Origin of the sequence: Mesorhizobium sp. M0715 (assembly GCF_040320355.1) — a bacterium.
In the GTDB taxonomy this organism is placed as follows: domain Bacteria; phylum Pseudomonadota; class Alphaproteobacteria; order Rhizobiales; family Rhizobiaceae; genus Mesorhizobium.
Genome location: NZ_JAMYPL010000001.1, coordinates 119851 through 132308, shown reverse-complemented (window position 1 = coordinate 132308; position 12458 = coordinate 119851). Strand labels below are relative to the sequence as shown.

General features: G+C 62.2%; 11 protein-coding genes and 1 other RNA gene. 3 read left to right on the top strand and 9 right to left on the bottom strand.

The genetic code is table 11. The features are described from left to right. Positions 1–10: 10 nt before the first annotated feature. The 6 genes from NKI21_RS00605 to NKI21_RS00580 form a co-directional block, all read right to left on the bottom strand. On the bottom strand, positions 11–1642 hold the full coding sequence (locus NKI21_RS00605; protein WP_352864107.1) for an ABC transporter ATP-binding protein: 1632 nt from the start codon (positions 1640–1642) through the stop codon (positions 11–13). Beyond that, complete coding sequence (locus tag NKI21_RS00600; protein WP_127321003.1) at positions 1639–2784, bottom strand: ABC transporter permease; 1146 nt, start codon at positions 2782–2784, stop codon at positions 1639–1641. Before NKI21_RS00600 ends, NKI21_RS00605 begins: the two co-directional genes overlap by 4 nt. Further along, complete coding sequence (locus NKI21_RS00595; RefSeq protein WP_013527941.1) at positions 2784–3881, bottom strand: microcin C ABC transporter permease YejB; 1098 nt, start codon at positions 3879–3881, stop codon at positions 2784–2786. The genes NKI21_RS00600 and NKI21_RS00595 overlap by 1 nt, the downstream gene beginning before the upstream one ends. A 30-nt stretch (positions 3882–3911) precedes the next feature. Then, positions 3912–5780 carry an extracellular solute-binding protein gene (locus tag NKI21_RS00590; RefSeq protein WP_352864103.1) on the bottom strand — a complete coding sequence of 623 codons (1869 nt, stop codon included), beginning with the start codon at positions 5778–5780 and terminating at the stop codon, positions 3912–3914. Beyond that, entirely contained in the window at positions 5780–7657 is a 1878-nt protein-coding gene (locus NKI21_RS00585; RefSeq protein ID WP_352864100.1) for an extracellular solute-binding protein, read from the bottom strand. Before NKI21_RS00585 ends, NKI21_RS00590 begins: the two co-directional genes overlap by 1 nt. 156 nt (positions 7658–7813) lie before the next feature. After that, positions 7814–8506, bottom strand: coding sequence for a c-type cytochrome (locus tag NKI21_RS00580; RefSeq protein WP_352439668.1), 693 nt, complete (start codon positions 8504–8506; stop codon positions 7814–7816). Between the two features lie 193 nt (positions 8507–8699). Here NKI21_RS00580 and NKI21_RS00575 point away from each other — a divergent pair, with 193 nt between their 5' ends. After that, positions 8700–9428, top strand: coding sequence for a 3-deoxy-manno-octulosonate cytidylyltransferase (locus NKI21_RS00575; RefSeq protein WP_352864097.1), 729 nt, complete (start codon positions 8700–8702; stop codon positions 9426–9428). Positions 9429–9437: 9 nt separating this feature from the next. Then, the gene (locus NKI21_RS00570) at positions 9438–10301 is read left to right on the top strand and encodes a prephenate dehydratase (RefSeq protein ID WP_352728993.1); all 864 of its coding nucleotides are present in this window, start codon (positions 9438–9440) and stop codon (positions 10299–10301) included. A gap of 56 nt (positions 10302–10357) precedes the next feature. Here NKI21_RS00570 and NKI21_RS00565 read toward each other — a convergent pair whose 3' ends face one another. From NKI21_RS00565 to NKI21_RS00555, 3 genes are read right to left on the bottom strand one after another with little or no spacing between them, the layout of a single operon-like run. After that, positions 10358–10663 (bottom strand): Dabb family protein, encoded by a 306-nt coding sequence (locus NKI21_RS00565; RefSeq protein WP_127293984.1) that lies wholly within the window; start codon positions 10661–10663, stop codon positions 10358–10360. Between the two features lie 37 nt (positions 10664–10700). After that, positions 10701–11645: an NAD(+) diphosphatase gene (gene nudC / locus NKI21_RS00560; protein ID WP_352864093.1), complete on the bottom strand. Its 945-nt coding sequence runs from the start codon at positions 11643–11645 to the stop codon at positions 10701–10703. Positions 11646–11686: 41 nt separating this feature from the next. After that, positions 11687–12106 (bottom strand): HIT domain-containing protein, encoded by a 420-nt coding sequence (locus tag NKI21_RS00555; protein WP_127293986.1) that lies wholly within the window; start codon positions 12104–12106, stop codon positions 11687–11689. Positions 12107–12277: 171 nt separating this feature from the next. Here NKI21_RS00555 and ffs point away from each other — a divergent pair. Continuing rightward, positions 12278–12374, top strand: an RNA gene (gene ffs / locus NKI21_RS00550) — signal recognition particle sRNA small type. Positions 12375–12458: the final 84 nt, after the last annotated feature.

Sequence of the window (12458 nt, the reverse complement as noted above, 5' to 3'; positions counted from 1 at the left end):
TCTACGCAAATCACTCGCTGACGATGCCGACCGGTGCCGTCTCGATCTTGAAGGCGGCCGAGATCAGCGCCCGAGTATAGTCGGTTTGCGGATTTTCAAAAATCTGCTGGGAAGGACCGGCTTCGACGATCCTGCCATTGCGCATGACGATGACGTCGTTGGCGAGCGCCCGGATGACTTTCAAATCATGGCTGATGAAAAGATAGGCGAGGCCGTGCTTGGCCTGCAGGCTGCGCAGCAGATCGACGACCTGCGCCTGCACGCTCATGTCGAGTGCCGATGTCGGCTCGTCCAGCATGACGAAGCGCGGGTTGAGCACCATGGCGCGTGCGATGGCGACGCGCTGGCGCTGGCCGCCGGAAAACTCGTGCGGATAGCGGTTGCGTGTCGCCGGGTCTAGCCCAACCTCCTTCAGCACGGCGGCCACCTTGTCGTCGCGCTCGTCGGGCGACAGCTTCGGCTCGTGGATCTTGAGGCCTTCTTCGATGATCTCGGCGATCGACATGCGCGGGCTGAGCGAGCCGAACGGATCCTGGAAGACGATCTGCAATTCGCGCCTGAGCGGCCGCATGGCGTTGAAAGTCAGCTGGTTGATGTCGCGGCCGTTGAACTGGATCGTTCCGGTCGACGAGATCATGCGTGCCAGCGCCAGGCCGAGCGTCGTCTTGCCGGAGCCGGATTCGCCGACCACGCCAAGCGTCTGGCCGGCGCGCACGGTGACATCGATGCCGTCGACCGCCTTCACATTGTCGACAGTGCGGCGGAAGAAGCCCTGCTTGATCGGGAACCAGACCTTTATGTCCTTGCCGGTCATGACAGGCTTGGCACCGGCATTGGCGGCCGGCGGCTTGCCCTTCGGCTCGGCCGCCAGCAGATGCCGCGTATAGGCATGCTGCGGATTGGCGAAGATCTCCTTGGTCGGCCCGGTCTCGACGATCTTGCCCTTGGTCATCACGCAGACGCGGTCGGCAATCTTGCGCACGATGCCGAGATCATGGGTGATGAACAGCATCGACATCCCCTTGCGGCTCTTCAAGCCGGCCAGCAGTTCGAGGATCTGCGCCTGCACGGTGACGTCGAGTGCCGTCGTCGGCTCGTCGGCGATCAGAAGTTCGGGCTCGTTGGCCAGCGCCATGGCGATCATCACGCGCTGACGCTGGCCGCCGGACAACTGGTGTGGATAGGCATCGAGGCGCTTGTGCGGATCGCGGATGCCGACCTCGTTGAGCAAGGCCAGTGTGCGTTCCTTGGCCGGGCGGTCGGCCATGCCCTGATGCAGCTTCAGGATCTCGACGATCTGCTGCTCGATCGTGTGCAGCGGATTGAGCGAAGTCATCGGCTCCTGAAAGATCATGGTGATCTTGTTGCCGCGCACCTGCCGCAACTGCTTCTCGCTCATCGCAAGCAGGTCGGCGCCCTGGAACAGGATCTTTCCCGAGGGGTGGCTGGCGCTTGGATAGGGCAGCAGCTTCAGCACCGAAAGCGCCGAGACCGATTTGCCGGAGCCGGATTCGCCGACCAGCGCCACCGTCTCGCCCTTGGCGATGTCGAACGAGATGTGGTCGACGGCCAACGACTGGCTGCCGCCCTGGCTGAAGGCGACGCTGAGGTCCTGTACACTGAGCAAGGGGGCTTCGCTCATCTGAACGTCTTGCGCGGATCGAAGGCATCGCGCGTAGCCTCGCCGACGAAGACCAGCAGCGACAGCATCAGCGAGATGACGACGAAGCCGGAGATGCCGAGCCACGGCGCATTAAGGTTCCGCTGTGCCTGCTTGAGCAGTTCGCCGAGCGAGGCGGAGCCGGGCGGCAGGCCGAAACCAAGGTAGTCGAGCGAGGTCAGCGTCGAGATCGAGCCTGAGAGCAGGAAGGGCATGAAGGTCAATGTCGCCACCATGGCGTTGGGCAGCAGGTGCCGGAACATGATGGTGCGGTTGGGCACGCCGAGCGCCCGGGCCGCGTTGACATATTCGAAATTGCGGGCGCGCAGGAACTCGGCCCGCACCACGCCGACCAGCGCCACCCAGGAGAACAGCAGCATCAGGCCGAGCAGGATGAAGAAGCCCGGCGGCAGGATGGCGGCGACGATGAGCAGGAGATAGAGCACCGGGATGGCGGACCAGATTTCGATGAAACGCTGGAACAAGAGATCCGTCCAGCCGCCGAAATAGCCTTGCACGGCGCCGGCCGCGACGCCGATCAAGGCCGAGCCGGCGGTCAGGATCAGGCCGAACAGCACCGAAATGCGGAAGCCGTAGATGACACGCGCCAGCACGTCGCGCGCCTGGTCGTCGGTGCCGAGCCAATTCCAGTTGCCGACCATGCAGGCGGGGTCGGCGGCACCCTGCGGATACTGGTTGCAGCGCTTCGTTGCGTCATACTGCCACGACGGCCTGGCCGGCGCTGCTTCCGGAATGGCGTTGTTGACGGTCTGATAGGAGTAGCGCACCGGTGGCCAGATCATCCAGCCATTGGCGTTGATCTCGTCCTGGATGACCGGGTCGCGATAATCGGTGACGGCATAGAAACCGCCGAATTTTTCCTCGGGGTAGGCGACCAGCACCGGAAACAGGATCTCGCCCTTGTAGGAGGCGATGATCGGCTTGTCGTTGGCGATGAACTCGGAAAACAGCGACAGCACGAACAGGACGAGGAAGATCCACAGCGACCAGTAGCCGCGCCGGTTGGCTCTGAAGTTCTGCAGGCGCCGCTTGTTGAGCGGCGACAGAAACGGCCGCTTTATCCGCGCGGGTGCCGCGTCCACGGGGACTGTAGCCTCCGACATCAGACGTCTCTCCGCTCGAAATCGATGCGCGGATCGACCCAGGTGTAGAGCAGGTCGGACAAGAGACCGACGAACAGCCCCAGCAGCGAGAAGATGTAAAGATTGGCGAACACCACGGGATAGTCGCGCTCGACCACCGACCGGAAGCCGAGCAGGCCGAGGCCGTCGAGGGAAAAGATGTTCTCGATCAGCAGCGAGCCGGTGAAGAAGGCCGAGATGAAGGCGCCGGGAAAGCCGGCGATGACGATCAGCATGGCATTGCGGAAGACGTGGCCGTAGAGCACCTGCCGTTCCGACAGGCCCTTGGCCCGCGCCGTCACCACATACTGCTTGCGGATTTCTTCGAGGAACGAGTTCTTGGTCAGCAGCGTCGTGGTGGCGAAGGCCGACAGCACCAGCGCGGTCAGCGGCAAGGTCATATGCCAGAAATAGTCGACGATCTTTCCCCACCAGGACAATTGATCCCAATTGTCCGAGGTGAGGCCGCGCAACGGAAACCAGTCCCAGAAAGACCCGCCGGCAAACAGCACCATCAGCATGATGCCGAACAGGAAGCCCGGGATGGCATAGCCGACGATGACGACGCCGCTGGTCCAGACGTCGAAGGGAGTGCCGTCCTTGACCGCCTTGCGGATGCCGAGCGGGATCGAGATCAGGTAGGACAAAAGCGTGATCCACAGTCCGATCGAGATCGACACCGGCATTTTTTCCAGGATCAGATCGAGCACCGAAATGTCACGGAAATAGCTGTCGCCGAAATCAAAGCGGGCATAGTTCCACAGCATCATGCCGAAGCGCTCGAGCGGCGGCTTGTCGAAGCCGAACTGCTTCTCCAGCTTCTTGATGAATTCCGGATCGAGCCCCTGCGCACCGCGATATTTCGAACTGACGTCACCGGCGGCGTCGAAATTGCCGCCAGCGCCCGCGTCGCCACCACCGCCGCCGAGGCGGTCGCTGCCGCCCTGATTGGTCAGCCGGGCGATGACCTGTTCGACCGGACCGCCGGGGGCGAACTGGATGACGGCGAAGGATATCGCCATGATGCCGAACAGCGTCGGGATCATCAAAAGGATGCGGCGCAGGATATAGGCGCCCATCAGGCCTTCTGCCCTCGTTGAGCGAACATCTCAGCCTTTGCCAATTCTTGCCGCCTTGCCCTTATCGAACCACCACAGCGTCTCGACCGGAAAGCCGAAATCGGGCTTCTGTTCGACAAAGCCGAACATGTCCCAATAGGCGACGCGGTGATTCGCCAGATAGTATGTTGGAATCCAGTCGAGCCGCGCGCGCAAGACCCGGTCGAGCGCTCTGAGCGCCGTGACGAGTTCTATACGGTCTTTCGCCTTGCCGGCTGCCGCGATCAGGGCGTCGATGGCCTTGCTTACCGTGCCCGGATAGTTGCGCTGCCCCGGGATTTTAGCCATCCGGGAATTATAGAGCATCTGCAGGCTGTCGTCGGTCGGCGTCGCCCCGATCGACCATGCGAGCACGATGAGGTCGAAGTCGAAATCGCTCTGCCGCTGTTCATATTGCGCCGAATCGACTTGCCGGATCGAGGCGTCGATCCCGATCGCCTTCATACTTTCCGACCATGGGGTGAAGATGCGAACCATGCCGTCGTCTTCGGCCAGCATTTCCACCCGCAGCCGCTCGCCTTTGTCGTTGACGACGAAACTGCCTGTACGCTTCCAGCCGGCTTGCGCAAGCAATCTCGAAGCCTCGCCCAGCAGCTTGCGGTCATGGCCCGAACCGTCGGAAAGGGGCTGCGTCACCGCTTCACCAAAGACCTCTGGCGGCAACTCGGCCCGGAACGGCTCCAGCAGGTTCAATTCGTCAGGTGAGGGCAGGCCTTCGGCCTTGTAATCCGACCGTTCGAAATTCGAATGAGAGCGCTCGTAGGAGCCGTAAAACAGCGCCCGCTTCATCCATTCGAAATCGAAGCATCTGGCGATCGCCCGCCGCACCCGCTCATCGCGGAACTGCGGTCGCCGCTGGTTCACTGCGGCAGCCTGCATGGAGGGCGTTTTTTCGCCGGGAAATTCCCGTTTGACGACCTTGCCGTCCTTCAGCGCCGGAAAGTCGTAGCCGGTCGCCCATACCCGCGAGGTGAATTCCTCGCGAAAATGCGTGTCGCCTTTCTTGAAGGCTTCGAACGCCGCCTGCCGGTCAAGATAGAAGTCGATGCGGATGCGGTCGAAATTGTAGAGGCCGCGGTTCACTGGGAGATTGCGGCCCCAATAGTCGGCCACGCGGTCATATTCGACAGTCTGTCCGGCCGCCACGCGTCCAATCTTGTAGGGACCCGAGCCAAGCGGCGGTGTCATGGTCGAAGCATCGAAATCATTGGCCGTGTAAAACGCCTTGGAGACGATCGGCATCCCCACGATCGCTAGGATGTTTTGCGCGGACTGTTCGCCGTTGAAAGTGAGGTTGACGGTGGCGGGATCGACCGCAACCGCGTCGGTCATGTACCGCAACGCCTGGGAAAGGTTCGGATGGCCCTTGTCTTTGTAAAGCTTCAGCGCGAAGACAACGTCCTGCGCGGTCAGCGGCGAGCCGTCGTGGAAACGCGCTTGCGGTCGAAGCACGAAGCGGAAGCCGTTGCGGTCCGGCGACAGGGAAACGGTTTCTGCAAGCAGGCCATAGACCGCATCCGGCTCATCGAGCGCGCTTGTCATCAGCGAATCGAAACAGAGTTCGGTGCGCGGCGGCGCCTCCCCCTTCAACACCAGTGAGTTCAATGTGTTGAAGGTCAGGAAGCTCTGATTGAGGGTCGAGTTCGGCGGCGCGAAATTCATCTGGCCGCCCTTTGGGGCGTCCGGATTGACGTAGTCGAAATGCGCGAAATCGGGCTTATATTTGAGGTCGCCGAAGGCCGACAGGCCATGCAGCTTGGTGCCGGTCGCAATGTCGGCGAAGGCCCTGCCGGGCAGCAAGGCGGCGGCTGCCGCGGCACTGCCCAGGGCGAGAAAGTCGCGGCGGGCAAGGGCCGCCATCAATTGCCACCCTTGTATTTGGCCGCCAGCGCCTTCTCCTTGTCCGGGTCGATCCACCAAGAATCGATGTCGGCTCCGATATAGGCAGGCTGCTTGTCGGGGAATTTGAACTTGTCCCAATAGGCCAGCCACACCGCCGACCGGTAATATTGCGGCAAGACATAGAAGTTCCACAGCAGGATGCGGTCGAGCGCATGGGTGGCGGCGACGAGATCGTCTCGATCGGTCGCGAAGATAATGCGATCGACCAGGGCGTCGACGGTCGGGTCCTTGATGCCCATCAGATTGCGCGAACCGGGCGAATCGGCAGCTCTAGAGCTCCAGAAGTCGCGCTGCTCGTTGCCCGGCGAATCCGACTGCTGCAGAATCCCGGTCACGACATCGAAATCGAAATTATTGACGCGGTTGATGTACTGCGTCTGGTCGATGATGCGCAAAGTGGCGTCGATACCGATCTTGCGCAGATTGGCGATGTAGGGGCTGGCGATCACCTGGTCTGTGTCGTTCCAGCCGAGGATTTCGAACTTGAACGGCGCGCCGGTCTTGGCATTGACCATCTTGCCGGCCTTGATCACCCATCCCGCCTTGGCGAAGAGATCGACCGCCTGTTTCAGGTACTTCCGTTCCGCCTGCGGCGTATCATAGACCGGCAGCTTGAACTCCTGGGTGAAAAGTTCGGGCGGCAGCTTGTCGCGATATTTTTCCAGGATCTCCAGCTCCTTGCCCTGCGGCAACCCGCTCGAGGCCAGTTCGGTGCCCTGGAAATAGCTTGATGTGCGGGTGTTGAAGCCGAAGAACAGGGTGCGGTTCATGCTCTCGAAATCGAATGGAATGGTCAGCGCTTCACGCACCAGCCGGTCCTGGAACAGCGGCCGCCGCTGGTTGAGGACGAAGCCCTGCATCGGTTCCGGCGCCTGGGTCTGAAAATCCTTCTTGATGACATCGCCGGCCTGGAATGCCGGGAAATTGTAAGCCGTCGCCCATTTGCGCGAACTGTATTCGCGGTTGATGTCTTCCAGCCCGCCCTTGGTGAAGGCGAGCCAGGCGGCGTTGTCGTCGAGGATATAGGTGTAGCGCCGCGTGTCGAAGTTCTCGCGGCCGATCTTCACCGGCAGCTTGGCCGCCCAGTAATCCGGCACACGCTGCCAGATGATCTCCGAGCCCGGCTTGAAGCTGGCGATCTTGTAGGCCGCCGAACCGAGCGGGATTTCCAGGGTCGGCTTGGTCACGTCGCGTTTCTTGCCGTTGGCATCGGTGCCTTCCCACCAATGTTTCGGCAGTACGGCGAGGTCGCCGATTATCTTGGGCAGTTCGCGATTGCCCTTCTGGTTGAAATGGAACTCCACCTCGCGATCCGAAATCGCCACCGCATCGATAACATTCTCGAAATAGCGGCTGTATTGCGGGCTGTTGGCCTTGAGCACCTGGAACGACCAGATCACGTCATTGACGGTGATCGGCTGGCCGTCATGCCATTTGGCGCGCGGATCGAGCCGATAGGTCGCGGAGGAATAGTCGGCCGGATATTTGTAAGCATCGGCGATCAGCGGATGGCTGGTGCTGCCTTCATCGGTCGCCTGCTCCATCAGAGTGTCGTAGAGCAGACCGCCACCGAACCCGACGAGGCCGGCAGCCGGCGACCCCTGGACGACGTAGGGATTGAAGCTGTCGAATGTACCTGGCACCACCGAGTTCAGCGTGCCGCCCTTGGGCGCGTCGGGGTTGACGTAGTCGTAGTGCTGGAAATTGGCGCCGTATTTGGACTCGCCGATCAGCGATGAGGTGGTGCGCCATTCGTCGGCGCGGGCAGCCTGCAATCCCGCCGCCAGAAGGGCTGCCGCCAGGAACGACTTGAGAAGCGTTCGGCCAACCGTCATGCACTATCCTCTTCGCAATGCCCGCTCATGGGCAATCTAGATGATTTGGCGCTCGTGAAAACCGCCATGCGCGGCTTTGTCGCCGCCTATGCGGTTTTCCCAACAAAAAAGCCGGGCTGAACCCGGCTTTTTCAAGGTCGTCGAGATGATATCTGGTTATTGGGCAGGCGCCGGTGCGGGTGCGGCCGGAGCCGGGGCGGCAGGAGCGGCCGGTTTCGCGGGCGCGGCACCATCAGCCGGCTTTGCCGGAGCGGCTGCATCGGCAGGCTTGGCGGGCGCGCCTGCATCGGCGGCGGCACCCGGTGCCGGCAGCGGCTTGGGATTGTCGGACAGCGTGCGCAGATAGGCGATGACGTTGGCGCGGTCTTCTTCCTTCGGCAGGCCGGCAAAGCCCATCGCCGTGCCTTTAACGTCCTTCTTGGGCGACGTGATGAAGTGGTTGAGGTTATCGTAGGTCCACTTCTCTGTGCCGCCCTTGGAATATTCCTTCATGCCCGCCGAATAGGCGAAGCCCTCGTGAGAGGCGACCGGACGGTCGACGATATCCCACAGATCGGGGCCGACCTTGTTAGGACCGCCTTTTTCGCCGGAATGGCAGGCCTGGCACTTCTTGAAGATGGCAGCGCCCTGTTCGGCATTTGCATTGGCCAGAAGATCTGCGATCGGCTTTTCGGCTGCGGCAGGAGCGGCCGGGCCGCCTTCGGCGGGCTCCGCGGCCTCGATGGCGAAGCCGGGCTTTTCCGGCGCAGGCGAGGCAAACAGCGCATCGGACACAATGCCGACCGAGAAGACGACGAAAACGGTTCCGAGCAATCCGGCGAGCAGTTTGTTGACTTCGTTGGAATCCATACGCCCCTTGCTCCCTTTTCCGGCGGACAGAACCGTCCACTCCGTCCGTCGGTATCGTGACCCGTCCTGCCAGGGCGGTCAAATCGGGCGGAAACTAGGTCTTTTGCTGCGGCGTTGCAACACCTATAAGGGCGCTTCCAGTGAGACCTTTTGCCACTTTCCCTGTCCTCTTTCGAGACGCCTTGCACCCGAAATGTCCACGCTGATCCTGATCCCGGCCCGCATGGCCTCGACCCGCCTGCCGGGCAAGCCGCTGGCCGACATCGCAGGCGCCCCGATGATCGTCCATGTCGCCCGCCGCGCCGCCGAAGCCGGCCTTGGCCGGGTGGTGGTGGCGACCGACACGCAAAGCGTGGCGCAAGCGGTGCGCGCGCACGGGTTCGAGGCCGTGATGACGCGCACGGATCACGAATCCGGCTCCGACCGCATCCACGAGGCGCTGATCGCGCTCGACCCCGGGCGCAAGGTCGAAACCATCGTCAATGTGCAAGGCGACCTGCCGACCATCGATCCGCAGATTATCGCCGCGTCGCTCAGGCCTTTCGAGGACAGTGCGGTGGACATCGCCACGCTCGGCGTCGAGATCGTCCGCGACGAGGAAAAGACCAATCCCAATGTCGTCAAGATCGTCGGTTCGCCGCTTTCCGGCAGCAGGCTGAGGGCGCTCTATTTCACCCGTGCCACGGCGCCTTGGGGCGAGGGGCCGCTCTATCATCATGTCGGCCTCTACGCCTATCGCCGCGAAGCACTTGAGCGTTTCGTCGCGCTGAAGCCGTCGCCGCTCGAACGGCGCGAGCGGCTGGAACAGTTGCGGGCGCTGGAAGCCGGCATGCGCATCGACGCCGAGATCGTCCAGTCGCTGCCGCTCGGCGTCGACACGCCGGAAGACCTCGAACGCGCCAGACAGATCCTTTCAACCTGAGATATCGGCATGCCTGAAAAGACCAACAGAATATCCTTCCAGGGCGAGCCGGGCGCCAATTCCGACACCGCCTCCCGCAACGTCTATCCATCGATGGAGCCGTTGCCGTGCCCGACCTTCGAGGATGCGTTCAACGCGGTCGAGACCGGCAAGGCCGATCTCGCCATGATCCCGATCGAGAACACCATTGCCGGACGCGTCGCCGATATCCATCATCTGCTGCCGGAATCGAAGCTGCACATCGTCGGCGAATATTTTCTGCCGATCCATTTCCAGCTGATGGTGCTGCCGGGCGTGAAGCGCGACGAGATCGAGACCGTGCACAGCCACATCCACGCGCTTGGCCAGTGCCGCAAATACATCCGCAAGAACGGCTGGAAGGCGATCGTCGCTGGCGACACGGCTGGCGCCGCCAAGATGGTCTCCGAGGTCAAGGACCGCACCATGGCGGCACTGTCGCCCGCACTGGCAGCGACCCTCTACGGGCTCGATATCATCGAGCAAAACGTCGAGGACACCGACAGCAACGTCACCCGCTTTGTCGTCCTGACCAAGAACAAGCAATGGGCCGAACGCCCATCACCCGACGTCAAGATGATGACGACCTTCATCTTTCGCGTCCGCAACGTGCCGGCCGCGCTCTACAAGGCGATGGGCGGTTTTGCCACCAACGGCATCAACATGACCAAGCTGGAGAGCTACCAGTTGGGGGCGTTTACGGCGACGCTGTTCTACGCCGACATCGAGGGCCATCCCGACGATCCGCTGGTCAAGCTGGCGCTGGACGAGCTTCGTTTCTTCTCGCGCGAAGTGCGGATTCTCGGCGTCTATCCGGCCAGCGAGTCGCGTGAGCAGTGGAAAGTGGCGGACTGATCGCTACTGGGCATGATCTTGTCCAAAAACCGGTTTCCACTTTTCGGGACCATGCCCTAAATCACCGCGCCCAGCGGCACATAGTCGATCTCCATGAAGGCCTCGACCTCCGGCACCCAGCGGTCGCGCACGAAGGCGACATGGTCTGGATGGTCGTTGTACCTGTTGTAGGCGGCCTGGTCGGCGAACTCCATCGAGAAGCCGAAATGATAGTCGTTCTTGGGGCTGATCTGCCGCAATTGCTCGAAATGCGTGACGCCTCTGATCGCGGTTAGGATTTTCTTGGCGTCGACCAGGAACCGCTTTTCCTCCAGCGAATGCGGCGGATGCTTCAGCGTGAAAACGACGGTGTGACGGATCATGTCCTGCTCCTGCAATGTCTTTCGGTGTTCGCTGCCATCATTCTGAATTGACCCAGGCGCGGATGAGGTGATGCGCAATGGCGCCTTTCGGCGGCGTGACCAGATTGTCCTTGTGCGTCCTTTCCAGCATCAGGCGCACCTCGTCGCGAAAAAACCAGCGGCAGTCCTCAAGCTCGTTGAGGTCGGCCTGGATATCGTCATTGAGCGGCTCGCCGAAGCAGCCGATCATCAGCGAATAGGGGAACGGCCAGGGCTGGCTGGCGTGGTAGACGACGCGGCCAAGCCGGATACCGGCCTCTTCCAGCGTCTCGCGGCGCACCGCCGCCTCGATCGTCTCGCCCGGCTCGATGAAGCCGGCAAGGGCCGAGTACATGCCCGGCGCGAAATGCCGGCCGCGTCCGAGCAGGCATTTTTCCCGCGTCGCCGTCAGCATGATCGCCACCGGGTCGGTGCGCGGAAAATGCTCGGTGCCGCAATTCGGGCAATGGCGCTTGTAGCCGCCGGCCCGCATCTGCGATTCCGTACCACATTTGCTGCAGAAGCGATGGCTGGCATGCCAGGCAAGCAGGGCCGCCCCTTGCGCCATCGCGCCAGCCGCCGCCTCGTCGATCAGCCCTTGCATGTAGACCGAGCGGTAGTCGATGGCCTTGACTGCTTCCGGAAGCTGTTCGGGTTCGACGCCGGCGGGCACGGCCAGCACCGGTCCTCGTTCGGAAAAGCCGAGCAGGATGCCTTGCGCCAGGGAAACCTTGAAGGGCTCGCTCTCGGTCGCGCCGAACCAAGGGTCGAGAGCGCCGCCAGCGCCGAGCTTCAGATAGAGCCGGCCGCCATGCATCAGAAGCAGCCGCGTCGCCGGGTCGGCCAGCGCCTTGTCGACCGAATCGTCGGCGCGGTTCTCGGACTGCCGGTCGATCATGTTGCCGGCAAAGCCGACGAACTGGCTCGGCTCGCGCAAAGGCGCGTCAAACAGGCGGAAGCTCATGGGGACTCTGGGATACGTTGAGGGATGGACACGGGGAACGCTTATAGCGCCGCCTTGATCGTTTCGGCAAACCGTCGCAAGTCGGAACGTTGATAGGGCTCTCGCAGACCATGTCCCCACACAGGGCCTGGCCAGCCGGGATCGCCTTCCGAACGCGCGATGACATGGATGTGCAACTGGCGCACGATGTTGCCGAGCGCGCCGGTGTTGATCTTGGTGCAGCCGGTCGCCTTCTTCAGCGCCTGCGCCACCATATTGGTCTCGAAGGTCAGCATCGTCTGGTCGAGCGGCGTCATGTCATGGATTTCCTCCGCGCCGGGCCGCTGCGGCACCAGCAGCAGCCATGGCCAGCGGCGGTCGTTCATCACCCGCAATTCGCACAGCCCAAGCCACATCAACTGTTCGCTGTCCGCCTCCAGCCGTGCGTCCAGCGTAAATCCGGCCTCCAGGCCCGGCAGCATCGGCGTTTCCCTTGCTTTTCTTGGTTTGCTCAACACATGAAGGCTAGAGCGGCGGCAAGGGGGCTGCAAGCGAATCATTGCGCCCCTCACCCATTGGTGCGCCAATTCCATATTTTTGCGATTTCTTCGGCGGACTTGCATTTCGTCGCGCAATTGCCGATATGGAAAGCGGGAGGTTGGTGGTGGACGATCCACTCGCCAACCGGGTCAGGTCCGGAAGGAAGCAGCCCTAACGAGCCCGGAACGGGTCATTGTTCCAGCCTCCCACCTCATCGGCCCCTCTCGCGACATTGACGACGCATTGCAGCGCGGGCGAGACTACGCGCAGGAATCGGCCGCCTTCGGGCGCGGC